Origin of the sequence: Rossellomorea vietnamensis NBRC 101237 (genome assembly GCF_001591825.1) — a bacterium.
GTDB lineage: Bacteria > Bacillota > Bacilli > Bacillales > Bacillaceae_B > Rossellomorea > Rossellomorea vietnamensis.
This window is the reverse complement of record NZ_BCVQ01000033.1, coordinates 21,838-45,827: the sequence shown is the minus strand read 5'-3', so window position 1 is coordinate 45,827 and position 23,990 is coordinate 21,838. Positions and strand designations below refer to the sequence as shown.

31 protein-coding genes and 1 tRNA gene are annotated in these 23,990 nt (G+C 43.3%); 8 read left to right on the top strand and 24 right to left on the bottom strand.

Features of this window, described 5'->3' with window-relative positions; genetic code table 11:
- Positions 1 to 37: 37 nt before the first annotated feature.
- Positions 38 to 109, bottom strand: a tRNA-Val gene (locus BVI01S_RS15660).
- A 148-nt stretch (positions 110 to 257) separates the two neighbouring features.
- Between BVI01S_RS15660 and BVI01S_RS15655 the strand changes: the two genes are divergently transcribed.
- Entirely contained in the window at positions 258 to 500 is a 243-nt protein-coding gene (locus tag BVI01S_RS15655) for a WYL domain-containing protein (RefSeq protein ID WP_061810851.1), read from the top strand.
- Positions 501 to 541: 41 nt separating this feature from the next.
- Here BVI01S_RS15655 and BVI01S_RS15650 read toward each other — a convergent pair whose 3' ends face one another.
- The 4 genes from BVI01S_RS15650 to BVI01S_RS15635 all read right to left on the bottom strand — a co-directional run bounded on the left by BVI01S_RS15650 (position 542) and on the right by BVI01S_RS15635 (position 5,003).
- On the bottom strand, positions 542 to 2,527 hold the full coding sequence (locus BVI01S_RS15650) for a TRAP transporter permease (protein WP_061810850.1): 1,986 nt from the start codon (positions 2,525 to 2,527) through the stop codon (positions 542 to 544).
- Positions 2,514 to 3,035 carry a DUF1850 domain-containing protein gene (locus BVI01S_RS15645; protein ID WP_061810849.1) on the bottom strand — a complete coding sequence of 174 codons (522 nt, stop codon included), beginning with the start codon at positions 3,033 to 3,035 and terminating at the stop codon, positions 2,514 to 2,516. Before BVI01S_RS15645 ends, BVI01S_RS15650 begins: the two co-directional genes overlap by 14 nt.
- Positions 3,036 to 3,158: 123 nt before the next feature.
- Entirely contained in the window at positions 3,159 to 4,154 is a 996-nt protein-coding gene (locus BVI01S_RS15640; RefSeq protein ID WP_034763524.1) for a TAXI family TRAP transporter solute-binding subunit, read from the bottom strand.
- Between the two features lie 294 nt (positions 4,155 to 4,448).
- Positions 4,449 to 5,003, bottom strand: coding sequence for a phosphatidylglycerophosphatase A family protein (locus BVI01S_RS15635; RefSeq protein WP_034763521.1), 555 nt, complete (start codon positions 5,001 to 5,003; stop codon positions 4,449 to 4,451).
- Between the two features lie 150 nt (positions 5,004 to 5,153).
- Here BVI01S_RS15635 and BVI01S_RS15630 point away from each other — a divergent pair, with 150 nt between their 5' ends.
- The 4 genes from BVI01S_RS15630 to BVI01S_RS15615 all read left to right on the top strand — a co-directional run bounded on the left by BVI01S_RS15630 (position 5,154) and on the right by BVI01S_RS15615 (position 7,772).
- Positions 5,154 to 5,876: an alpha/beta hydrolase gene (locus BVI01S_RS15630; RefSeq protein ID WP_061810848.1), complete on the top strand. Its 723-nt coding sequence runs from the start codon at positions 5,154 to 5,156 to the stop codon at positions 5,874 to 5,876.
- Positions 5,877 to 6,036: 160 nt separating this feature from the next.
- Positions 6,037 to 6,555, top strand: a complete 519-nt coding sequence (locus tag BVI01S_RS15625; protein WP_034763515.1) for a YjcG family protein — start codon at positions 6,037 to 6,039, stop codon at positions 6,553 to 6,555.
- A gap of 3 nt (positions 6,556 to 6,558) precedes the next feature.
- On the top strand, positions 6,559 to 6,981 hold the full coding sequence (locus tag BVI01S_RS15620) for a GNAT family N-acetyltransferase (RefSeq protein ID WP_034763512.1): 423 nt from the start codon (positions 6,559 to 6,561) through the stop codon (positions 6,979 to 6,981).
- Between the two features lie 116 nt (positions 6,982 to 7,097).
- A complete protein-coding gene (locus BVI01S_RS15615; RefSeq protein WP_034763509.1) occupies positions 7,098 to 7,772 on the top strand; it encodes a DUF421 domain-containing protein in 675 nt (224 codons plus the stop codon).
- Here the strand turns inward: BVI01S_RS15615 and BVI01S_RS15610 are convergent.
- From BVI01S_RS15610 to BVI01S_RS15570, 10 genes are all read right to left on the bottom strand, one after another.
- A complete protein-coding gene (locus BVI01S_RS15610) occupies positions 7,769 to 8,665 on the bottom strand; it encodes an MBL fold metallo-hydrolase (protein ID WP_034763507.1) in 897 nt (298 codons plus the stop codon). The genes BVI01S_RS15615 and BVI01S_RS15610 overlap by 4 nt on opposite strands.
- Before the next feature lie 26 nt (positions 8,666 to 8,691).
- Positions 8,692 to 8,964, bottom strand: a complete 273-nt coding sequence (locus BVI01S_RS15605; RefSeq protein WP_034763506.1) for a hypothetical protein — start codon at positions 8,962 to 8,964, stop codon at positions 8,692 to 8,694.
- Positions 8,965 to 9,130: 166 nt separating this feature from the next.
- Entirely contained in the window at positions 9,131 to 9,391 is a 261-nt protein-coding gene (gene spoVIF, locus BVI01S_RS15600) for a sporulation-specific transcription regulator SpoVIF (protein WP_034763965.1), read from the bottom strand.
- Positions 9,392 to 9,548: 157 nt separating this feature from the next.
- The gene (locus BVI01S_RS22235) at positions 9,549 to 9,680 is read right to left on the bottom strand and encodes a YjcZ family sporulation protein (protein ID WP_079534613.1); all 132 of its coding nucleotides are present in this window, start codon (positions 9,678 to 9,680) and stop codon (positions 9,549 to 9,551) included.
- Positions 9,681 to 9,759: 79 nt separating this feature from the next.
- A complete protein-coding gene (locus tag BVI01S_RS15595; protein ID WP_061810847.1) occupies positions 9,760 to 10,452 on the bottom strand; it encodes a DUF421 domain-containing protein in 693 nt (230 codons plus the stop codon).
- Between the two features lie 15 nt (positions 10,453 to 10,467).
- Positions 10,468 to 10,824: a stage V sporulation protein AE gene (gene spoVAE, locus BVI01S_RS15590; protein WP_034763503.1), complete on the bottom strand. Its 357-nt coding sequence runs from the start codon at positions 10,822 to 10,824 to the stop codon at positions 10,468 to 10,470.
- Positions 10,825 to 10,844: 20 nt separating this feature from the next.
- A complete protein-coding gene (spoVAD, locus tag BVI01S_RS15585) occupies positions 10,845 to 11,861 on the bottom strand; it encodes a stage V sporulation protein AD (RefSeq protein WP_034763502.1) in 1,017 nt (338 codons plus the stop codon).
- A complete protein-coding gene (gene spoVAC, locus BVI01S_RS15580; protein WP_061810846.1) occupies positions 11,861 to 12,331 on the bottom strand; it encodes a stage V sporulation protein AC in 471 nt (156 codons plus the stop codon). Before spoVAC ends, spoVAD begins: the two co-directional genes overlap by 1 nt.
- A 12-nt stretch (positions 12,332 to 12,343) precedes the next feature.
- The gene (locus BVI01S_RS15575; RefSeq protein ID WP_061810845.1) at positions 12,344 to 12,811 is read right to left on the bottom strand and encodes a sporulation protein; all 468 of its coding nucleotides are present in this window, start codon (positions 12,809 to 12,811) and stop codon (positions 12,344 to 12,346) included.
- 262 nt (positions 12,812 to 13,073) lie between these two features.
- A complete protein-coding gene (locus tag BVI01S_RS15570) occupies positions 13,074 to 13,430 on the bottom strand; it encodes a DUF1360 domain-containing protein (protein ID WP_034763493.1) in 357 nt (118 codons plus the stop codon).
- Between the two features lie 134 nt (positions 13,431 to 13,564).
- Between BVI01S_RS15570 and BVI01S_RS15565 the strand changes: the two genes are divergently transcribed.
- Positions 13,565 to 14,050 carry a CotY/CotZ family spore coat protein gene (locus BVI01S_RS15565; protein ID WP_061810844.1) on the top strand — a complete coding sequence of 162 codons (486 nt, stop codon included), beginning with the start codon at positions 13,565 to 13,567 and terminating at the stop codon, positions 14,048 to 14,050.
- Between the two features lie 50 nt (positions 14,051 to 14,100).
- On the opposite strand, the gene BVI01S_RS15560 is transcribed toward BVI01S_RS15565, so the two are convergent.
- The 5 genes from BVI01S_RS15560 to mgtE all read right to left on the bottom strand — a co-directional run bounded on the left by BVI01S_RS15560 (position 14,101) and on the right by mgtE (position 19,435).
- Positions 14,101 to 14,631, bottom strand: coding sequence for a CotO family spore coat protein (locus BVI01S_RS15560; RefSeq protein ID WP_061810843.1), 531 nt, complete (start codon positions 14,629 to 14,631; stop codon positions 14,101 to 14,103).
- Positions 14,632 to 14,754: 123 nt separating this feature from the next.
- On the bottom strand, positions 14,755 to 15,531 hold the full coding sequence (gene fabI / locus BVI01S_RS15555) for an enoyl-ACP reductase FabI (RefSeq protein ID WP_034763489.1): 777 nt from the start codon (positions 15,529 to 15,531) through the stop codon (positions 14,755 to 14,757).
- 80 nt (positions 15,532 to 15,611) lie between these two features.
- Positions 15,612 to 16,097, bottom strand: coding sequence for a DinB family protein (locus BVI01S_RS15550; protein ID WP_061810842.1), 486 nt, complete (start codon positions 16,095 to 16,097; stop codon positions 15,612 to 15,614).
- 110 nt (positions 16,098 to 16,207) lie between these two features.
- Positions 16,208 to 18,070 carry a monovalent cation:proton antiporter family protein gene (locus BVI01S_RS15545; protein WP_061810841.1) on the bottom strand — a complete coding sequence of 621 codons (1,863 nt, stop codon included), beginning with the start codon at positions 18,068 to 18,070 and terminating at the stop codon, positions 16,208 to 16,210.
- Positions 18,071 to 18,091: 21 nt separating this feature from the next.
- The gene (gene mgtE, locus BVI01S_RS15540) at positions 18,092 to 19,435 is read right to left on the bottom strand and encodes a magnesium transporter (protein WP_034763962.1); all 1,344 of its coding nucleotides are present in this window, start codon (positions 19,433 to 19,435) and stop codon (positions 18,092 to 18,094) included.
- 278 nt (positions 19,436 to 19,713) lie between these two features.
- Here mgtE and prpE point away from each other — a divergent pair, with 278 nt between their 5' ends.
- Positions 19,714 to 20,451 (top strand): bis(5'-nucleosyl)-tetraphosphatase PrpE, encoded by a 738-nt coding sequence (gene prpE / locus BVI01S_RS15535; protein WP_061810840.1) that lies wholly within the window; start codon positions 19,714 to 19,716, stop codon positions 20,449 to 20,451.
- Positions 20,452 to 20,500: 49 nt separating this feature from the next.
- Here the strand turns inward: prpE and BVI01S_RS15530 are convergent, their stop codons facing one another.
- From BVI01S_RS15530 to BVI01S_RS15515, 4 genes are read right to left on the bottom strand one after another with little or no spacing between them, the layout of a single operon-like run.
- The gene (locus BVI01S_RS15530) at positions 20,501 to 21,409 is read right to left on the bottom strand and encodes an RluA family pseudouridine synthase (RefSeq protein WP_244886947.1); all 909 of its coding nucleotides are present in this window, start codon (positions 21,407 to 21,409) and stop codon (positions 20,501 to 20,503) included.
- Between the two features lie 14 nt (positions 21,410 to 21,423).
- Positions 21,424 to 22,221, bottom strand: coding sequence for an NAD kinase (locus tag BVI01S_RS15525; protein WP_034763479.1), 798 nt, complete (start codon positions 22,219 to 22,221; stop codon positions 21,424 to 21,426).
- Positions 22,218 to 22,880, bottom strand: a complete 663-nt coding sequence (gene yjbM, locus BVI01S_RS15520; protein WP_034763477.1) for a GTP diphosphokinase — start codon at positions 22,878 to 22,880, stop codon at positions 22,218 to 22,220. The genes BVI01S_RS15525 and yjbM overlap by 4 nt, the downstream gene beginning before the upstream one ends.
- Before the next feature lie 19 nt (positions 22,881 to 22,899).
- Positions 22,900 to 23,274 carry a UPF0738 family protein gene (locus tag BVI01S_RS15515; protein ID WP_034763475.1) on the bottom strand — a complete coding sequence of 125 codons (375 nt, stop codon included), beginning with the start codon at positions 23,272 to 23,274 and terminating at the stop codon, positions 22,900 to 22,902.
- Positions 23,275 to 23,402: 128 nt separating this feature from the next.
- Here BVI01S_RS15515 and BVI01S_RS15510 point away from each other — a divergent pair, with 128 nt between their 5' ends.
- Positions 23,403 to 23,990: a CYTH domain-containing protein gene (locus tag BVI01S_RS15510; protein WP_034763474.1), complete on the top strand. Its 588-nt coding sequence runs from the start codon at positions 23,403 to 23,405 to the stop codon at positions 23,988 to 23,990.

The following is a 23,990-nucleotide window of genomic DNA, read 5'->3' as shown; positions in this document are numbered from 1 at the left end:
GGATGCATCTTATGAGATGCATCCTTTTTTCTATGTATGACCTGTGAGGGATTCGAACCCACGACCCCTTCCCTGTCAAGGAAGTGCTCTCCCACTGAGCTAACAAGTCACGATGTAAGGTACATATTCTATTATAGTAAATATAAGAGAATTGTCAATGGATTTTTCTAAAGAAATTCACCTATTCCAGATTTCATGTATAAAAGAACATTCGTTCGCATACAATGTCAATACATCCTACTGAGGGGGGCTTCCACATGATGAGGATATTAGAGCGATCGTTGATGGATCGATGTCCCATTGAAATCATATACATGACTTCGCAGCTGAAATGCTCGAAAAGGAGAATACTGGTCAAAAAAGTTGAAAAGGATTATATCACCGCTTATTGCTATTTCAGGCGAGATGTGCGCAACTTCAGGATTCATGACATCCTAGCCGCTTCTCCAATCCTTTTTCATTCTGACCGTATGATATCAAGACTTGATCAAAATCAATAAGAGGCTGTTAGCCCATGAATGGGGTAACAGCCTCTTATTTGTTATGCCGTTGCTCTTGTTGGTGTTTTATCTTCTCTCTTAATAAAGAATTGCAGCGCAAGCATGATACCGAATAATACCAGACCAATAATGTCCGACATCCCCTCAGGATAAATCAGTAATAATCCGGCTGCTACACAAAGGAAACGTTCTATGATGAACACTCGACGATACCAATATCCGATCATACCTGCCCCGATCGCCATCATCCCCGTTACGGCTGTGAAGACGACCCAAAGTAATCTAGGAATGGTCGTATCGATCATTAACAGTTCAGGTGACAGGACGAACATATAAGGGATGATAAAGGCGGCGATGGCCAATTTAGCGGAATTGACCCCTGTCCTTATCGGCTCCCCTCCCGATACCCCGGCCGCGGCGAATGCAGCCAGCGCCACTGGAGGCGTGATATCAGCAATGATCCCGAAGTAAAATACGAATAAATGAGCCGCAAGCTCCGGTGCCCCTAATAGAATAATCGCAGGAGCAGCGATGGTGGATGTTATGACATAGTTCGCCGTTGTCGGAGAACCCATGCCGAGTACGATCGACGCGATCATCGTAAATATCAATGTAAGGATCAGCTTACCTTCTGTTGTATTGGTCAGATCTGCAGCCAGGTCCACCAATCCATTTGCCAGAGTCAATCCTAATCCCGTTTTCGTTACAACACCGACGATCATACCGGCGGCAGCTGTTGCCACGGCTACAGACAAGGCAGTCCTGGCACCGTCAACAAGGGCATCCACAGCATCCTTGAAGCCGATCCTTGTATCTTTACGTATGGCACTGATGAGGATAGTGGCTACAATCGACCACAGTGCTGCACGCATGACACTCATTCCGCTTACCAACAGAATGATGACTGTCAGTATCGGAAGCAGCAGATAAATCTTTTTGAATACTTCTTTACGGTTGGGCATTTCTTCATCTGATAATCCACGAAGACCGATACGCTTCGCTTCAAAGTGAGTCATGATCCAAATCCCGGTAAAATAAAGGACGGCAGGAATCGAGGCAGCTTTGGCAATATCCCAATAGGAAATCCCCCCGATAAACTCGACCATCAGGAAAGCGGCAGCTCCCATGATAGGAGGCATCAGCTGACCACCTGTCGACGCAGCAGCCTCTACCCCTCCTGCAAACTCTTTACGGTACCCGAGCTTCTTCATCATAGGAATCGTGAAAGAACCCGACGTCACGACGTTTGCTACTGAGCTTCCACTGATCGTCCCTTGAAGGGCACTGGAGAAGATCGCAACCTTTGCGGGTCCTCCTACACGTTTCCCGGCAATGGACACTGCCAAATCATTAAAATATTGTCCGACGCCGGTTTTCACCAGGAATGCCCCGAACAATAAGAACAGGAAGATGAAGGTGGCTGATACATATAGGGGCGTACCAAGGATCCCTTCACTTGTAAAGAACATCGTTTTAACGATATCATCCCAATCATATCCTCTATGGGCAAGGAATCCAGGCATCAGTCTGCCATAATACATATACAGGATGAAGGCAGAAGCAATGATGGTAATCGGTAACCCCACTGCACGACGGGTTGCTTCGAGTACAAGGATCATTGCAGCGAAACCGACATAGAAATCAAGGGAGGTCATTAATCCCACCCGGCTGACGATGTCATCCTGCATGATCGGCCAATAAGCACCGATCCCAATCGAGATGACTGAAAGAACAACGTCATACCAGGCGATCTTATCCTTCTTCAGATTCTTCTTCCGGGCAGGGAATAAGAGGAACACTAAAGAAAGAGCGAACCCTAAGTGAATGGATAACAATAATTGCCTAGGGATGAATTGAAAGATGGATGCTACTAATTGAAATAATGAAAATGCCAATAATCCGAAGAATATGATCCATTTGAATATCCCGTGATGAAATTTCCTGGTCGATGATTCAGGATCATACTTCTCAAGTAACTCTTGTTGTTGTTCTGCAGTCAATGATTCAAATTCTTTATCTTTTTCCAACTACAGTCACTCCTTTCCACTGATCATAAAGTGATTGTTTCATTATTTGAACCCGTACGACGGAGCCTTTATCAAAATAGTCGGCTAAAGGATATTCCTTTCTGTCCATCACAAGACGGTGATTGGCGACGACCTGTCCGATCCGGATATCAATGAATGGGAACACTTTATCCATATTAGAAATTAAATATTTGCCTTCCTTCGTCACTTCAAAGGTTTCATTTCCCTCTGCATTGGCCGGCATCCCAATGGCAGTATCTTCATAGAGTAATTGGGTTTGTTGAATTTGATTGGAAGATGTTTGATGGTAAAATTCCTCTACTTCTGATAGATGAATAGAGTGTGTGTAGCGAACCGAAAATGAATGATCGTCGGGAAGGCTGAAAAGGACCGGGTCCCCCGCAGTACTTCTCGGTTCTATCACTAAAAAAGTTTGTAAGGGTATAAAAAGGATGATTCCGACACAAAGAATTAGGAGAATCGCACCCATGAATGAAAATTTCTTCATCAAGATTTCCCCACCATTCCATTTTTTGTCCATTTTGCTAAAGGTTTGGAATTAGCTCGAACCAAAACAAAAGAATAGACCGTATTAAGCGGCCTATCCCTTCGTCCATCTACTGGTGTGAAACTATTCCATTGAAATTCCTTTTTCATCAAAGTATTTCTTTGCACCAGGATGTAATTCAATTCCCATACCTTTAAGTCCATCTTCAGCTTTGATCAGCTTTCCTTTGGCGTGGGTGATTTTATCCGTGTTTTCAAAAATGGCCTTTGTTACATCGTAGATGACATCTTCAGAAATATCAGCATTCGTCACAAGCATGGCACGAACGGCAACCGTAGTCACTGCGTCATCCACTTTACTGTATGTCCCAGCCGGGATTTCATCTTCTGAGTAGTAAGGATACTTCTCGATCAGCTCACTCACTTTTCCTGATTCAACAGGTACGATCGCAATGTCTTCTGTCGCAGCCAGACCTTCAACCGCTCCAGTAGGAGTACCCGATGTGATGAATGCCGCATCGATTGTACCGTCCTGGATTCCTGTCGTTGAATCATCAAATGATAGATTACGAGCTTCTAAGTCTTCCAGCTTGATACCATGAACCTCAAGGATTTGAGTGGCATTCAGTAATGTACCAGATCCAGCTTCACCTACAGAAACGACTTTTCCTTTTAGATCTTCCACTGATTTGATACCTGAATCCTTCGTTGTAACGATCTGGATTGTTTCTGGATAAAGTGTCGCAATCCCTCTTGCGTTCTCTACCTTGTTGTCCTTGAACATTTCTGTACCTTCAGACGCGTAAGATGCAATATCCGTTTGCGTAAAAGCGATTTCAGTTTTGCCGTCTTTCACAGCGGCCATATTTTCAGCAGATGCACCTGAAGTGGATGCGGAAGACTTGATTCCGGTTTCATCTTCAATGATCTTTGCGAATGTTCCGCCCAACGGGTAATATGTACCCCCTGTTCCACCTGTAGCAATCCCAATGAAGTCAACCTCTTTGTTACCTTCACCATCAGATGATGAACCTCCACCTGATCCGCCGCCACATGCAGCAAGAACGACAGATAGAACTAGAAGTAGTGCAGTGCTTAGAAATAAACTGCGTTTTTTCATATTCTAATCCCCCCTATTAAATTTTGTACGTTAACGAAATAATTGTAACACAGTCTGTAACAATCTTGTCAAACCAAATACATAAACTTTTAACATTTTTCATAAAAAACCCTTTTATACAATTCCCATGTCATACACATCCCTTCATCCTGAACCTTGAAATGTATAGGAAATGTATAAAGCGGTTACAGGAATTACCCTCCTTTTCACCTGCCGCGTATATTTGTCCACACAAAAAGGACTGAAGATGAATTTCTTTCTTCAGTCCCCTGCTGTTATATATCAGGTTGTCTTTCAGCCTATTAATTCCTCGTCCTCGAACTTCAACTTATCTTCTTCTGAAATATTCTCTTCACGGTCCCTTAAGCTATGGGCGATCCTTGAAGATGCATTTGCAGCGATGCTTGCTACGATATCATCTAAAAAGGTATGGACACCCTTTCCGTTTTTCGTATCCAATTCACGGATGATGCCTATCTTATTTTTGTCAAGATGACCAAAAGTGGTCACGGCTATACTTCCATATCCAAGGGCAGCTCCCAGTGCGATGGTCTCGTCGACCCCAAATAAGCCCTCATCCGATTCCACTATTGATTGAAGAGGTTCAGAAAGCTTCTTCTCTTCAGCAAGCTGGTCCAACTCCACCCCGACAAGGATGGCATGCTGAATCTCCCTTTTTAATAAGACTCTCTTCACACTATCAATACAATCGTCCATCGTAAGCTCATGATTATATGGATACTGCATTTCAAAGACAATTTCGGCTATATCTTCTATGGTCACTCCCCGATCTTTCAATTTCTGGAGTGCAGCTTTGGTAACATCTCTTGAATGAACAGGTTTATTCATGGTTATTCCCCTTTCTAAACAGTCCTGATTGTATGAAAATTATAACACTCTTTTGAATTTTCGTATTGCGATCCGCTTTTGGGAATTCTGAAAGAGATTATGGTACAATCTTTCTGTAACCGTTAACAATGATTCTAGGAGGCTATCGTCATGACAACTGTAAGAGGAAATGTAACCGAATTAAACCTCTTTAGTAAAGAATTAAACGAAGAGATGAAGATGCTGGTTTATTTACCGGCAACCTACTCTCCCCTTTATAAATACACCCTGCTCATTGCACAGGATGGCAAAGATTACTTCCAGCTCGGGAGGATCCCGCGACTCGCGGATGAATTGCTTTCAAACAGGGAAATCGAAAATATGATCATAGTGGGGGTTCCATATAAAGATGTAGAGGATCGCAGGCGGAAGTATCATCCCCACGGTGAGGAAAACGATGCGTATATCCGTTTTCTGGCACATGAACTGGTCCCCTATTTAGATGAACATTACCCGACTTATCATATGGGGATGGGACGTGCTCTTATCGGAGATTCATTGGGGGCAACCGTCTCTTTGATGACTGCTTTGAAATACCCGAACACATTCGGCAAGGTTCTCCTTCAATCTCCTTTCGTCAACGAAAAAGTCCTTGATGCCGTGGAAGAATTCACACAGCCTCATCTATTAAGCATCTACCATATAATAGGGATGCAGGAAACCGAAGTGAAGACGACAGATGGCAAAGTAAAAGACTTCTTGAAACCCAACCGACAGCTTCATGAAACATTCGATCAAAAAGGATTCAGTTCCTTTTACGATGAATTTGACGGGGACCACACCTGGAAGCATTGGCAGCCTGATTTAAAACGTGCATTGAAGTTAATGTTTTAGCTGACCTAAAAGGCAAGGGGCTCCCCCTTGTCTCTTTAGATCAGCCGTAAGCTTCAGTAATCATCCCATTGCTCTTTCGTTCGCCCTATATTAAATTTTTGAAAAATTTGCTATACTATACATATGACAATGATAGTTAAATAGAGGAGGATTGAAGAAAATGAATTATGGTATAGTCATTTTCCCATCGAAAAAGCTACAAGATATCGCGAACTCTTATAGGAAACGCTATGATCCTCATTACGCATTGGTTCCGCCACATTTGACATTGAAAAATGTCTTTAGTGCAGATGACGATCAAATTAAAGATATCGCAGGAAAGCTTTCCGTGATTTCAAAGAAATACGATCCATTTAATTTAAAGGTGTACAAAGTAAGTTCCTTCCAACCTGTAAACAATGTGATTTATTTCAAGGTCGAGTCAAAGCCTGAACTTCAAGGGTTGCACGATGACATGCATAATCAAAACTTCATGGGTGACGAGCCGGAATTCGCATTCGTTCCTCACATCACGATTGCCCAAAAGCTTTCGAATGATGAACATTCGGATATTTTCGGATCATTGAGCATGCTGGGCATCGACCATGAGGAGATAATCGACCGCTTCCACTTGCTTTATCAGTTAGAGAACGGCTCCTGGACCGTGTACGAAACTTTCCGATTAGGGAAGGAACAGTAAACGGTGAACGTCGAAGTTGCCAAGACAGAGGATCAGATTCAAGAGGTATTCCATATTCGAAAGACGGTCTTTGTAGAGGAACAGCAGGTTCCCTTGGAAGAAGAGATCGATGAGTATGAAAACGACTCCACGCATTTCGTTCTCTATGACCAGAACAAGGCGGTCGGGGCCGGACGGTTTCGCATTCTTGACGGAGTTGGGAAAGTGGAAAGGATCTGCGTTCTTAAATCCATCAGGGGAAAAGGGGCCGGGCGTACATTGATGCTCGGCATTGAAGAGTATGCGAAGAGGCAGCCATTATCACAATTGAAATTAAATGCCCAAACATATGCCATCCCTTTTTACGAAGGATTAGGATATCAGGTTACGTCCGAGGAATTCCTCGATGCCGGCATTCCTCATAAAACAATGAAAAAAACCATTTGAATAGAACAGAGAGTCCAGTTTCAGGTCTGGATTCTCTGTTCTTTTTTGTTTGTCCCTTCGTATATTCACCACCCTTCCCGGCGATAATGGGGAAAGGTATGGAAAGGGGGATCATTATGGAAATCAAGTCCATTGCCATTGAATTGATCGTCGGATATTTTGCTCTACTCATTCTGACTAAAGTCTTAGGAAAAACACAAATCACGCAAATATCAGCCTTTGATTTCATTTCCGCTTTAATTCTTGGTGAGCTCGTCGGAAACTCCCTTTATGACGGGAAAACGACCGTCTTCCAAATTCTCGCTGCCATTTCGATTTGGGGAAGCCTGATCTTCATTACTGAATACTTCACTCAAAAATCAAGGCGTTTCCGGCATATGCTTGAGGGGACGCCTTCGTTAATCATCAATAAAGGTCAAATTAATTATGATGAACTCAAAAAGAATCACCTGGATTTGAATCAGCTTCAGCATTTACTCCGGGCAAAAGATGTGTTTTCTGTAAGAGAATGTGAATATGCCCTTCTTGAATCAGACGGGACGTTGAGCGTCATCCGAAAGCCGCTATATGATATGGTACAGCGACAGGATCTTCAACTCCCCATCAAGGCAGCCACCCTCCCACTTGCCTTTATTGTAGATGGTGAAATTGTCTATGATAACTTGACCCTTGCAGGACAAGAAGATACTTGGTTATTGAGTGAAATAAAAAAACAAGGCTTCCACTCCTCCAAAGACGTGCTTTACGCAGAATGGGAAGATGGAAAAACCTTGTTGGTACAAGGATATTAACGGGGTTTAATGATTAGCTCATTGTTTTGAATCAAAAAGGACAGAAGTTTCTTCCGTTCAAGACTTGTGAGATAGGCTGTGACCGATGTCCTGAATAGCAGCCACTGTCCCACATTCGAGACGGTGATGGTATGTAGGTCCAAGTATTCCCTCATGATCTGATCGATTGTTTTTCCGTTAGGGCTTGTATTTACCACATTTAAAAGGGAGTCCATTCGTTCTTCATGAAGTTCGATATTTTCCTTTACTGTTTGAGTAATATCTTCTTCGAATCGGCCATGACCCGGTATCGCTCCTTTACAGGCTATGTGAAGGAGTTTTTCTAACGATTCCAGTGTAAGGTCTGCATCCACAATAAAGGGGATCACATGCTTTTTTAACGTCTCACTTCCAAAATAACTGTCCGCTGCATATAAAATACCATCAACCAGAAGACCTGCCTGACTATGCGAATGCCCTGGTAAATCAATGACGTCGAAGGTAAACGGACCAATGATGTTTTCTCCAATTAATAGTTCTCCATCCACCTCGACTGCCTGTCCCTCAAGAAATTTATTCCTTAATTCATTTATAGGAACAGCCCCATTGAACAAATAGATGGGTTCTAAAATGGAATTCTCAATGATCGCTTTTTCAAATTTCAGGGCAAACAATGGAATAGCATACTTACTCTTAAGATAGCGGGCACCGCCAAAATGATCGGCGTGGGCATGGGTGATCACGCAATAATCGAGGGGAAGTCCCTCCCCGTCCAATATCCTCTTTACCTTCTTCACTGCCGAATCATCCAATCCGCTATCGATTAATAGCCCCTTCCCATCTTTTACACAATAACCAATCGTAACCGCACCTGTAAATGCAAAGCAATGTTCTGTGAATTTCTGTAGTTTCAATTCAATACCCCCATAGAATCGGTTCACTACACATATTCGTTAAAGTGTTTTCCTTTTCCTGTGAGCTGTGCTAATAAAGTGGAGGGGATGGCTGATTTACTCATTTTCTCGTATGGAACCTTTACTTGAATGGAATGCGGAACATGGTCGCCTGCTCCTTCTGGGTGAGCTTGTGATTTATTTTTCAGTGGTTTAATCGGTTGTACGGGGAAAAAGCTGAAGTGGTGTTGATCAACCTTGATATCTCTTTCCTGATATTGTTTGTATTGATAGTGAGGAATCGGCGCAATATATCCCATTTTTATAACCTCCTTGGTTTTCATTACCCAATTTCAGATTGTTAAAAACGTACTCACGCTTACTTATCGTCTCTTTAAAACTTCTTAAAAAAGAAAGAAGAATTAACATAAAATACGTGGCTTCACGTTTTTTTATGTCCATTCTCCTTGATTTTGATGTCTTCTTTTATTTTTTCCCCTTGTTTAACATGTTGGAGATGGTTCCGAAGTCCAATTGCTTCCCATCGTTCACGATCGATTGGACAATTTTATCTTCCATTTCCTTATTTACAGGTTTATTGGCGATTTTAGATACACGTTTGATGACGCTTCTAACCGTTGCTTCATCTTTAAAGTTTGCATTTTGTAAAGAGTTCGCAAGCTCTAACACTTCGTTCATGTTAACGCCTGTCTTCTTCTCTAAATTCTTAAAAAAGTTATTATTCATTTCCATCACGCCTCCTTTTAACTATAAGCATCATATGTAAAAAACCCAGGAGCGTGAATTGAATATATAAATAATTTGAATTGATGTATCCCTTTCTGTTCAATAAAACAAAAAGACAAAATCTCTCCAATGAGGATTCTGCCTTTTGTACCCCTTTCTAACAGAAACTTGCTCCAACGATAATCAAGAGAATGAAAAGCACAACGATCAATACAAACGTTGAGCCATAACCGCCGCCATATCCACAGCCGGCACCATATCCACAGCCACCGTATCCATATCCATACATACAATATCACCTCTCTTTTACCTCTAGTCTCTTATAACATATGTACAAAGAGAGGAGAACGTATGGGCTTTTGGATATTTTATTGTGTGTTTGTCCAATCGTACAGGTCGAAGGTCAGGTTGCCTTCAGAATCCAATTGTGCGAGAAAGACGGAGTCCACTGTCAGTTTCCGTTTAGACAGCTCCCGAACCAACCATGGCAAGGGAAAACCTACTTCAGCCAGGGCTTTTTGATCGATTTTCCCATCTGTGATCACGGCTTGAGGCGGGGTGGATTTTTGTGATATATCAAATACATCTTCTCTTACAAGGGGTTGTTTTTCTTTCTTCAACAAAACACTTAAATCACCGTTCGTGTCAAGGGATGCAAATTCCACATCGGCAACGCGGAACACATCCTTTTTCCGTAGTTGTTCAAGCATTTCATCAACGGAATACTTCTCCTTCTTCAAAGCTTTTTCATCGATGTTTCCATCCTTTATGAATACCGTTGGCTTGCCTTCAGCAAACCTCCTGAAGCGAATGCTCTTCAAGGACAGGAAAGAAAACAGGAGGGGAAATGCAAACCATAATAAGATACTCATCAGCCCTTCACTCAAGGGCAGGTTCAAATCCATTGAAAGAGTCCCGGCAATGCTCCCAACTGTAATCCCTGTGATGTATTCAAAGAACGATAATTTCGACAACTGTTTCTTCCCCAATAATTTGGTGATCGCAAAAAGGGAAAGCAGGATAAATATACTTCTTAGTGCCACCTGCAAGTATTCAGGCATCTTTGTTCACCTCTATCATCCCTTTGGTTTGAACAGGAGCGCACCAATAAAGCCGAAGATAATGGCGGATGAGATCCCGGAACTCGTGACTTCAAACATACCGGTAAGGACTCCCACCAATCCGTGTTCACCCGCTTCCTGCATCGCCCCATTGACGAGTGCGTTCCCAAAGCTCGTGATGGGAATGGTCGCTCCCGCCCCGGCAAAATCGATAAGGGGCTCGTATAATCCGAAGCCTGAAAGGATGGCTCCCGAGACTACCAGCAGACTTAATGTGTGCGCCGGGGTCAGTTTCGCCACATCAAACAATAATTGACCGATCACACAGATGATTCCACCTATTGTAAAGGCCCAAAAAAACATCGCTAACACTTGGTTTCCTCCTTTCAGATCTACATAAATTCAATCGACACCGCATGGGCGATACAAGGAATAGACTCTCCTTGTTGAAATGTCAGGGGTGACAACAATGCTCCTGTCGCGATGACTAAAATGCGTTTGTAGGTTCCTTTTTTCATCTCATTCAATAAATGGCCGTAAAGTACGGTGGCTGAACATCCAGGCCCACTTGCTCCTGATTGAACCGGCTGACTATCACCATATATCAGCATCCCGCAATCTTGAAATAACCCATCAGGGATCGCGTAGCCTTTTTGTTTCAACATTTCAACAGCCGTCTGCCTTCCAATTGTGGCAAGATCGCCTGTAATAATGAGATCATAGTAGGAAGGGTCCCTTCCCAGATCCTGAAAATGACCAACAATCGTATCAACAGCTGCCGGGGCCATGGCCCCACCCATATTAAATGGATCCTTCAACCCCATATCCACAACCTTCCCGATCGTTGCGGAGGTGACTCTCGGAGTCGGCATGGTGGCCGATGTACCATCTCCAACTACAGCATAGCCGGCACCCGTTACCGTCCATTGGGCTGTAGGGGGTTTCTGCCCACCATATTCAGTGGGGTAGCGGAATTGTTTCTCGGTAGCAGAGTTGTGGCTGGAAGCTCCCGTAACTACATGACGGGCTCCATGATAATTCACTAAAAACGCTGAAAGTGCGAGGCCTTCCATAGATGTCGAGCACGCCCCGAACAAACCGAAATAAGGAATTCCACTGGTTCTTGCTGCAAAACTTGAAGGGGTGATTTGATTGATCAGATCACCAGTCAAAAAAAATTGGATATCGCTTTTTTGCAGAGATTGTTTTTCGAGCGCAATTTGAACGGCATCTTCAATAAGTGTCCGGTTGGCTTTCTCGTATGTTTCCTGCCCCATCCATACATCATCGTAAAATTGATCGAAGTCGGCTGTGAGGTTTCCTTTTTTCTCAAAAGGCCCACCTACGACTCCGGTTGAAAGGATGGCCGGATTGCCAGGAAATACCCACGAACGTGTCCCTTGCAGCATCAGATCACCCCCAGCTGAATTAGAATGGTCTTGATTAATGCCACGACAAAGGCTGAGAATACCCCGAATACGATGACTGAGCCTGCCAGTTTAAAGATATTCCCTCCAACACCGAGGACGAGTCCTTCTGTTCTATGCTCAATGGCGGCAGAAATCACGGCGTTTCCGAAGCCTGTGACAGGGACGGCACTTCCTGCCCCTGCAAATTGGCCAATGTGGTCATACACCCCAAAGCCAGTCAGAAGCATGGCGAAAAAGACCATCGTCGCAACCGTAGGGTTCCCTGCAGTCTGCTCAGTAAAGTTGAAATAATAGATGTACATATACGTTACCGCCTGTCCGATCAGACAGATGAAGCCTCCCACAAAGAATGCTTTCACGACATTTTTCAGGAGGGGCCGCTTCGTTTCATATTGTTTTTCTAACTGTTCGTACTTTTTTTGTTCGGGTGTTTTTTGTGTTTTTGCCACGAAACATTCCTCCTACGTTTTCTCTTTTTGCAGCTTCACGATATCCTGGAATCTTTTTTCGGCATCCTTTTTTGAGATTGACCCATTTTTAAGTCTTTCTTTTAAGCGGATGGTTTCGAGAAAGATTTTATAGTCACTGGATAATATAAAATCTTCCTTTGGATATTTATCTTCCAAATAGCGGTCCATTTTCTTTTCGATCTTTTTCATTTTGAATCTGTGCAAGTGCTTCACCTTGTAAACAACGAGCGTTTCTTTCTTTCCCTGGATGACAGCGACATCATAAAGCTCTTTCATTTTGGAGATTTCCCTTTTGATGGCGTGACCGTAACTGTCAGTCTCTGGATTGTCCACTAATTCAATGGGGGGCGGATTGGTTTTCTTCATAAGTGCAATCTTACTATCGCTTCCATCTTCCTTATTCGCACATCCAATCAAAACGCATAATGAAAGTGGAATGATGATCCTTTTTTTATTCATGACAGACCCCTCTTTTGTTTGTACTCACCTTTATTTTTTTCATAAAGTCGTTTTTTATGAAAAAAAGACTGCCCAATTTGAGCAGTCTCAGCTTTTTTTCACTTTTGACCCACAGCCGCACCCTTTTTTCTTAGTGGATGAGTTTCCTTGTTTCTGTGTATTTGTAGAGGGTTTCTTCACTTTTTATTTCCTCCTTTACCCTGATTCCCTTTTTAGTATATGTGAAGAAACCCGAGCTTGTTTCCACTAATTACCTATAGAATCAGTCTGTTTTCCAACTTTGTACCGCAGCCTCCAGGATGGCTGCGATTCCCGCAACGGCCAATAGGGTGATGAGTGGAATGAAGTACAATGGAAAAAAGCAATAGCCTCCATAAAGAAAGCCCGATACCCATATGCCCGTACACCAATAACAGGACAATAACTCTCCGATAAACCCTTTCAAACCACCTTTTTTAGGGGAAAGATAAATCGCCTCTTCCCCATTCTCTTCCACTTCAACATACTCATCGAAAAATGGAGCTCTTAAGAACTCAGTGATTTTATCGAAGACAAGGAGATGGGTCAACCGGAATATGGCTAAGCCGAGAGCGAACAGTTCAATAAACGTAAGTTGCAATGGAAAGACTCCCTTCAATCTACAAATTATACAAGCCCAAATTTACAAAAGAGGGCAGATGTCCGTTACCTAATTGCCTACATGACAATATGTTAGTAATGTAAATGAAATTCATTTTAAGGAGGAACTTCTATATGGGTTGCGGAAGAGATAAAGACAATAGTTCAAAAAATCGTGGTTGCGTATGTCAAGCCGTCCGTGCTATTAAAGATATTCAAGACGAAGCAAACCAGGAGTGTAACGATTGTAAACACGATTGTTTCCTAGAGCCACTGGGTGCAATGGTGAGTCCTGCTGATCGTTTAAACACTCGTATCTTCAAGTTATATCTAAAAAACGGTGATACATTCAAAGCACACATCAAGGGATGCCCTTGGAAATCACCATTTTTCAGGGTAAAAGAAGTATTCGATAACTGCTGTGCGACTCTTCAAGTATTAAAGCCTGACTATGCTGATAGTACTGGTTCTGGTTCAAGATCAGGATCCGGGTCTGATATGGATACTATGGGCCATAACACTGAGTGGGTTTTAACTGGAGAATGTATCACGGTCGATCTGGATTGCTTCTGTGCGATTCAATGTATCAAAGACGTATTCGTTGAATTAGAATGTGAATAATCCGTTATTCCACTCAAAGAAGCCAGTCGGGTATCCCGCCTGGCTCCTTTTTATTGCAGCCCGATCATCTTGATGGATTGAATGTCATTCTTCCTCATTATCACTTCTTCTCCATGAAAACTTTTGATGGTGACCTCATCCCCCGAGTCCTCCAGTATGACTCCTTTCACCGCCACCTGACCATTCGAAAACTCGCACGGAAAGGGTACTTTACCGGAAATGCTTGCAGAAATGTATTCTAATTTCTCTTCTATGCTCAATTCACGAAAAGGCTTTAATTTCCTGAACGCAGAAGCGGCCGTTTTTCGTTCCGGGAGTGGAGGGGCCGGCAGGACATTTCGTTCTTCCTTGTGCTCCCCCTGATCCAAAAATAATTGCTCATCAGCATATTTACCTTCTTGTGTACCTTGGCTTAATGGTGTTTCAGAGCCTGATATCCTTTTACTTTTCTCAAGCTCTTCCTTTGCCTTGGATTTCTTGACTGATCGGTAAGTAACTTGCATATTGCCTTTCACTTCTTCTAATCTCGGCTGGTTTATATACAGCAGGGGTTCTCTCCCCGTTTTTTTCTCTTTTCTCACTGAGACACCTCCTAATTGATCTCCACTTTTATATGTATGCAAAAAGCGCCCAGGGGTTTCATGTTTATGGAATATAAAAAAAACGGCTGAGGGAATCTTATCCCACAGCCGTTTTTTCTATTATTATCCCAGTACGTGATAGCCTGAATCTACGTGAAGGTTCTCTCCCGTAATCCCTCTAGAATAATCACTGAAAAGGAATACCGCCGTATCTCCGACCTCTTCCTGTGTCGTATTGCGGCGAAGTGGAGCGCGCTCTTCGATTTCTTTCAGGATGCTGTTGAAGTCCCCGACACCTTTGGCTGACAGGGTACGAATCGGACCTGCGGAAATGGCATTCACCCGGATGCCGTGTTTTCCTAGGTCGCTCGCAAGATATTTCACGCTTGCTTCAAGAGAGGCTTTTGCCACGCCCATGACATTATAGTTCTGCATGACTCGTTCTCCGCCCAGGTACGTCATGCTCACGATGCTTCCGCCTTCAGTCATAAGGTCCTTAGCCACTTTTGCCACTGCAGTCAGTGAATAGGAGCTGATATTGTGAGCAAGCAGGAAACCGTCTCTGGTCGTATTCATATAATCTCCGGCAAGCTCTTCTTTATTGGCAAAGGCAATACAGTGAGCCAGTCCATGAATCGTTCCCACTTCTTCTTTGATGGTGGCAAAACATTTTTCGATGTCTTCATCATTCGTCACGTCACATGGAAGTACGAGTGAATCTTCTCCGCCTTCCAGTGTTCCGGCTAAATCCCTGACACCTTTTTCAAAACGCTCACCTGCATATGTAAAGATCAAACGTGCACCTGATTGATGCAGCGAACGGGCGATACCCCACGCGATACTTCGCTTATTCGCCACTCCCATTACAACATATGTTTTACCTTTTAATGAAAGAGTCATTATTATCCTCCTAATTAATACATGTTATTAGTACCTGCTACTAATTCTACCGCACTCTCCCCTAAAAGAAAAGAAAATTTCTATCTTATTCTCTTTTTCACATCTTCCATTTGCAAGAGATGCCTCTGTTCGTGTTTCCCGAGAAGCTCGAGTACCTGCCATATCGGCATGTCACCAAATCGGTGATGGTTCATGGACAGGCGATCCAAGCCTTCTTTCGTGTATTTCTCCAGAAAGTGTGTGGTGAGGGATCGTGATTCATCCAATGCTTTCATCAACTCGTCCAAGGTGTGTGGATCAGTGGATGGCTCGATTGGCGCTATCATTTTTTTGGATGGATCATCAAAAACAGATAAATCCACATCGGAATCGCTTCTCTCCCCTCCATTTTCTGCAGAATCAAGGGCCAAAGTCAAAAAGCGGGTTTCCGCTCCGGCCAGATGAAGGATGATCTGCGCAATGCTCCACTCCCCGGGGGAAGGTTTTTGATTCAATTCCTCATAAGACAATCCTTTTATACTTTCCTTCACCAATTTCCGAATCTCTACAATTTTGGTTTCCCACATATTGGTTTCCTCCTTTTCACCTTTATTATCTATTAGGGATGAAGTCATGATACTCCTTTATAAAGTAAAAACTCCCCAAGAAAAATGTTTCTTGGGAAGCAGGATTCATGTTAGCAGTATTCACAGAATTCGAGTTCCCGTTTGAGTTCATCGACGTATTCTTTAGAACCTGTGACAATCAGGCGGTCATTCATATGAAGTTCTGTATCCCCATGGGGAACGATGGAATCCTTCCCTCTGAAGATCCGTACGAAGATGACATCTCCCGTGAATGGGAATTTCCGGAGTGTCATTCCTTCAAACTGACTGTTCAACATGCGGATTTCATATAAGGATGTTTCTTGATTGGTCAGGATGCTCATGACGGATGGTGATTCAATGAGCGCCCTTAATAATGCTTTCGTTGATAAGAATACAGAATATACTTCAATATCCTGTTCACGAAGGCTTTCATGCAAATCAGGGCTCTCCACCCTTACAATCACACGACCTACTCCATACTCTTTGGCCGTCACTGCAAGTGTCGCATTCACCTCTTCATCCCCCGTTGAAATCACGAGGATATCGGATTCAAAGATTTCCTTCTCTTGTAGTGTCCCGAGATCATAATCATCGATTTCGTGGATATCGAACAGTGAATCAGCGATACTTCGATCTGATTTATCCTGTTTCGTATGATACAGGACGGGTTCATATAGGGAGGATTGAAGCTCCCTTGAAACGGGCATGGTTAATTGATTGGCACCCAGGAACGTAATGTTCAGCTTCTTCTCTTTTGCACTTTCCCGTGGGAAAAGCTTTTTAAAGATGATAGGTGTGATGATACACGTAATGACGGCCACCAGAATAAGCGTTCCACTCATTTGAGGGGTGATGATTTCAATTCTTTCTGCGATCTTCGCAGCAGCAATTACCAACGACAAAGTTGACGTAAGAAGAAATGCTGAAGCGATCGTCGTTTTCGTATCATACCAGTACCTTAATAAATAAACCGGGATGATCTTCGAAACAAGGAAGGCAAGAACCAGTAATGGAATGAGTAAAAGCATTTTCTTGTCACTCAGTAGTGACCCAAGGTCCAGCTCCACACCGATCATCACAAAAAAGATCGGGATCAAAAATCCATATCCAAATGAATCAAGCTTATGAACCATCTCCTGATTCGGTGCAAGTAAAGATACGAGTACACCGGCAAGGAAAGCTCCCAGAATGTTCTCGGCACCCACCGTCTCTGACACGGCCACCAGTAACATAATCAAGGTAAAGACCGCACGTGTACCGATTTGAACAGTCCCTGTCGATAGACTTTTGATGAAAGGGTTATTCTTCAGCCTCTTGGCGAGGAAGTATAATAGCAGACCTACACCAAAAAGGATCAGAAGGAGCCACATATTCCCGTGTCCTTCTCCATAAAGCGAAACGAAAACAGCCAGTAAAATCATGGTCACCAGGTCTGCGATGACAGCTACCAAAAGAATGATCTGCCCGATGGCACTTTTCGTGATATGTGCCTCTTTCAACGTAGGTACCACGACACCAAGGGATATCGTGGAAATGATCAACGTCATCAAGAACGCATTATCGATTAGTCCAAACAGGACAAAGAGATATGACAATCCCAATGATACAAAGAAAATACCGATGAAAATGAGAATGGCCAATTTCAAGCGGTTTGGTTCTTCTTTCCCACTTGGTAATAGCTCTTTTTTCTTTTTCCCGCCGGAAAAAGCGGTGAAGTCAATTTCAAGACCGCTTAAGAACATGAGGAATATAAACCCCAGGGTAGATAATGTCTCAAGCCACATGTCCTGGTGGACGAGGTTGAACCCGCTCTTTCCTATAACCAATCCCATGATAATCTCTGCGATGACGACCGGGATGAAATTCAACTTGAATCGATGAAGCAAAATGGGAGTTAAAAAAGCTACCATTATCACGATTACAAGGGATGCAACAGATGCATGTTGTTCCATTCATATTTCCCCCTTTTCTCTCTATATTAGGTAATTCATAAACATCGTCGCTAATCCAAGATAGATTAAAGTACTGATGATATCATTGATCGTCGTGATAAAAGGACCGGAAGCGACAGCCGGATCTACTTTTAACTTGTGCATCAAGAGGGGCACTAATGTACCTGCGAGGGTAGCAACGAATAGTGAAATCAATACGGAGACGCCGACAAGGATCCCTAAAAAGAATTCGCCTTTCCATACGTATACGATGATGCTGACCACAATCCCGCAAGTCGTCCCGGTAATCAGCCCTGTTCCCGCTTCACGAAAGACAAGGGACATCTTGTTCTCCTTTTCCAGGTCCCCTGTCGCAATCCCCCTTACGGCAACCGCAAGGGCCTGCGTTCCAGTATTTCCAGCCATTCCGGCAATCAGTGGAATAAACACGGCAAGGATGGCCACTTTATCCAATGTATCTTCAAATCTGCCGATGAGGCTCGCTGTGAACATTCCGAGAAATAGTAAGGCGATGAGCCACGGGAGACGCTTCTTGGCTGCATTTATAGGGCTTCTGTCAATGGAATCCAAATCGGCGATACCGGCAAGCTTAGAGTAGTCATCGGACGCCTCTTCTTCCATGACGTCCATGATGTCATCTACCGTAATGATCCCTAGCAGGTGATGTTGAAAGTCAACAACCGGCAGGGCAAGGAAGTCGTAATCCTTCATCTGTCGTGCGACGGCTTCCTGATCTTCGCTGACACCGACAGACATGACCCGGCCACTCATAATTTCACCGATCATCACATCATCATGGCTGATGATCAAATCTCTAAGGGATATGACCCCTACAAGCTTTTTATCATCATCCACCACATAGATATAGTAAATCGTTTCCGCATTCGGTGCTTCATTTTTCAATATATACATGGCAGACCTGACCGTCTGATTCTTTGAAATGGCCACGAACTCAGTGGTCATGATACTACCAGCTGTGTATTCTTCATAATGCAGTAACTCTTTAATCTCTTTAGCCGATTCATCATTCATGATGGTCAAATAACTGACAACCTGATCTTTATCCAGCTCATTCAAGACATCCACTGCGTCATCGGCATACATATTAGAGAGCATTTCGGCTGCGTATGTAGGATTCATTTCAGCCAGGATATCCTGATAATCTTCTTCATCTATATCCAGGCTTTCAAAAAGCTCCGCCATTTCTTCCGGTGAAAGATAATGATACAGCCTGCTTCGTAAGTCTTCATCTATTTTAGAGAAAAACTTTGCCTGATCATAAGAGTGTAATTGAACAAATTCGGAACGAAATAAATCCAGATCTTCTTCCTGAAGGGCTCTGATGAGAAGGTCTTCATCATACATTTCCTTTTCCTGCTTATCCCTTTCATTCTCCTGTTCTTGAGTTACCTCAGACATCCAATACACCCTCCTTCATAAATTGATTGAATATAGTCGTAATAATACTAGCAAATCTCAACATAATTGTCTCTTATGAAATCATAACCATCTATGTATTCCTTTGCTTTAATATGCAATACTAATGCCAGACGAATCATACGTGCAGGAATTGCTGAATCATTAATATGTCATAAAATACGGGAAAAGAAAAGGAAAAAGGCAGGTAAGGAAGTGGGATTTCAATGAAAATTGATATTATCGGTGATGTGCATGGCTGTTTTACGGAATTTAGAGAGTTGACGAAAAAGCTTGGGTATGAATGGGGCAGCGGCCTTCCTGTTCATCCCCATGGAAGGAAACTTGGTTTTGTGGGAGACCTGACTGATCGGGGACATCACTCCCTGGAGACGATCTCAACAGTATACAGCCTTTTTAAAAAAGATACTGTTTACTATGTCCCCGGGAACCATTGCAATAAGCTGTACCGTTATTTCTTAGGGAACAACGTGAAAATCCTTCACGGTCTCGAAACAACCGTGGCGGAACTGAGTGCCCTCACTCAAAAGGAAAGAAATCGCTATCGGGATATGTTCATCGAATTATATGAACAATCCCCTTTATACCATGTATTGGATAAAGGGAAGCTGATCATTGCCCATGCAGGCATCAAAGAAGAACTAATCGGAAAACAATCGAACCGTGTCAAAACCTTCGTCCTTTACGGAGACATAACGGGAGAAAAAAACGATGACGGTACCCCGGTAAGAAAAGACTGGGCACGTAATTATCAAGGCGAAGCATGGATCGTATACGGCCACACCCCGGTGAAAGAAGCACGCCTCATAAATAAAACGGCCAACATCGATACGGGAGCCGTGTTTGGAGGTATGCTCACGGCATTTAGATACCCTGAAATGGAAGTAGTGAGTGTTGCATCAAGGATGCCTTTCGTGGCGGAGAAATTTCGGGGAATTGAATGAGTCTTCCTGCGGGCAATATCATCATTATCAAATAGAGATCCCTTTCAGTTTACCTGAAAGGGATCTCTTCCTGTCTATCAAGCAGACTCCTCATATCATCGGGCATGGGGCACTCCAAGCCCATCCATTTTTTCATAATCGGATGGAAAAAGTGCAGTCTTTTACAATGAAGGGCCTGTCTGCCTATCAGCTTAACACTTCCGCCATATAAATCATCTCCCGCAAGAGGATGGCCCAAGAAGGAAAGATGAACACGGATCTGATGGGTCCTGCCTGTTTCCAGCTTCAATTCCAAGTGTGCAAATTCAGGGAACTGCTTTTCCACCCTGTAATGGGTCAGGGCATATTGTCCATCTGACCGCACTTCTCTTTCAATGATGCTGTCGGATTTCCTTCCGATTGGTTCTTCTATCGACCCGAATCCCTTCATGACCCCTTCTGCAAAGGCTTCATAGGTCCGGTTGATTTCCCTTTCCTTCTGCTGAAGGCTGAAGAGATGATGAACGTGGCGGTGTTTTGCCACGAGTACCAGTCCAGATGTGTCTTTATCCAATCGGGTAACGATGTGTACCGTTGAAGCGAGGTCCATTTGATTGAAATATCCTAATAGGGCATTTGCAAGACTTCCTTTGGGCTCCTCTTTCGTGGGGATCGTTTTCATCCCCCACGGTTTGTCCACAACGAGCACGTCATCATCTTCGTAAATGATTGAGAGGGGGATCTTTTCTGCCACCAACGTTTCACTTGATCTTTCTACAGGAAATCTCACCTCAAGAAGATCCCCTGTAGTAAGTGGATACCGGACATTTTCTTCTTTACCATTGATGGTGATCCTTCCTCCGTCAAACTTGACTGCCGTCAATGTACGCTTTGACAATTGTTGATCGATCAGAAACTCTCTCATCAGCTTCCCCTCATAGGTTGAAGGGATGCACCATTTTAGCGTATATCCCTTCACCTTACCATTCTCCATTATTCATCCGCTACAAATGAATCATGCACCCGTTTCCAGAACGGGAAAGGACGGAAGCGTGCAAAGCGGATTTTCTCATCTGCTACACGATATTGAATGCTTTTCACGTCTTTGTGAAGGAGGGAGAGATGATCGATCGTCACCAGGAAGTCCGGTCCATTCACAGGCTTCAGCATGCATGTGTGATGTGCAGGTAAAATGAGGGGCGATCCGATGGTACGGAACACCCGATTATTGATGGAAGCCATTTCAGCGAATTGGATGGCGGGTAAGGACGGGTGAATGATCGCTCCTCCCAGTGCCTTATTATAGGCCGTACTGCCTGAAGGAGTGGACAGGCATAATCCGTCGCCCCTGAACCGTTCAAAATGCTGCCCCCTGATTTCCACATCCATCACCAGGGTCCCTTCGACGCTTTTGACCGTTGATTCATTCAAAGCAAGATAACGGGTCTCTTTTCCACCATGCTGATAACGGATAATCGTTTCCAACAGTGGATATTCAATGATCTGATAGGGTGTCTTGGCGATGGCAATGACAAGTTTCTCGATTTCTTCCGGCACCCAGTCTGCATAAAAGCCGAGGTGACCCGTATGCACACCAACAAAGGCTGTCTTATCAAGCCTTGATCTATAGCGGTGAAACGCATATAGCAGTGTACCGTCCCCACCGACTGAAATGACGATATCGGGTTGATCATCATCATAGGTCAAGTTGAAATCCTGGAGATATGTTCTCATTTTATGCATCAGTGTATTGGACTTGGAATCACCTTTTGATGTAATAGCGAACTTCATTCATTTACCCCCTGCTGTTTAGGTTCAGAGCCACGCTGGTCTTTATCCTTTTTGTTTGTGAAAATGACCTGGGCTTCCTGGATTTCTTCACGGATCAAACTCATTTCTTCATCCAGCCTGAATGCCGCTTCAGCAGCACTTTGCAAGCGATGACGGATCTGTTCAGGAATTTGTCCACTGTACTTATAATTCAACGAATGTTCGATCGTAGCCCAGAAATTCATCGAAAGCGTGCGGATTTGAATTTCCACCAGGATGTTCTTTTCACCGTGGATCGTTTGTACCGGATAGTCGATGACGACATGATATGAACGGTATCCGCTTTGTTTCTTGTGAGTCACATAGTCCCGTTCTTCAACAATCGTAAAATCCTTGCGCCCACGGAGCTTTTCCACCACCACATGAATATCCTCTACAAATTGACACATCATCCTTAGTCCTGCGATGTCCTGCAATTCTGTTCCAATGTTGGATAGCTTGATTCCTTTTTGATTTGCTTTATCAAGGATACTCGCGATCGGTTTAACTCTGCCAGTCACGAATTCAATGGGAGAATGAGTGTTATGAAGTTCATATTCTCCCCTCATCCCCTTAAGCTTAATCTTTAATTCATCAACCGCCTGCTTGTAGGGAGCCAAAAATTGTTCCCAGTGATTCATTCCCCTCACCTCTAAACGCCTACTTTTCAAGAAATACGTTCTCTACCTTATTAACCATTTCGTCACCGTAGTTCCCGTTTCCTTCTATATTATCTATGAGATACTCAAGCTCTTCTATGAATTGAGTTAATTCCAGTGAATCTTTTTCACTTTTTGCCACGACTGCCGCTTTTTCATGAAGGGCTTTTTTTAATTCCGGCCAGATTGACTCTTCCAAATATAAGTATACATATTCCTCTTCATTTTCAGCTAAGTATACGAAAGCATAGCGATCGGAATCTGCAATGATCTGACCTGCCGCCGTTGTACCTTTTAAGAGTTCCGACTGGTCCGTATGTAAATATAATGTCCCTTTTTCATATGTTGTGTGGTTAAACTGAATAATTTTCCTCATGCTTTTCTTCATCCTTCCATTAAACAATCAGTACCATTTTAACATAAGAAAACCATTTCATCTAAATATTGAAGTTCCCTTTTATTAAAGAGATAATAGAGGGAGTATGCAAGGAAAGGATGCTTGTAATGGCACAGGAAATTGAAATTGAGTTTAAGAATCTTGTAACAGAAGAAGAATTCAACCGATTGACTTCACATTTTCATATAAAGGAGGAAGATTTCATTTCTCAGGATAATCATTATTTCGATACATCGGATTATCAATTAAAGGAGATGCAGTCTGCCCTCCGGATCCGCGAGAAAAACGGGACGTATACGTTGACGTTAAAGACCCCTTTGAAAGAAGATCTCCTGGAGACGAATCAACCCTTATCCAAAGACCAATCGTATTCCCTTTTACATGATGGGCTATTCCCGGAAGGTGAAGTCAGAGATGTGCTGAACTCCCTTTCCATCGCTTATGAGTCCCTGCAACACTTCGGCACACTCTCAACCAGCAGGGTTGAAATCCCTTACAGGGATGGTCTCCTTGTCTTCGACCATAGCACTTACCTGCAAAAGGAAGACTATGAGCTCGAATATGAAGTGAAAGAACGTACATCAGGCGAAGCGATATTCCTGGAATTACTCGACCAGCATCAGATCCCACTTCGTCAGACAGATAATAAAATCAAACGATTTTACTTGGAGAAATTAAAACAGGATCGATCATGA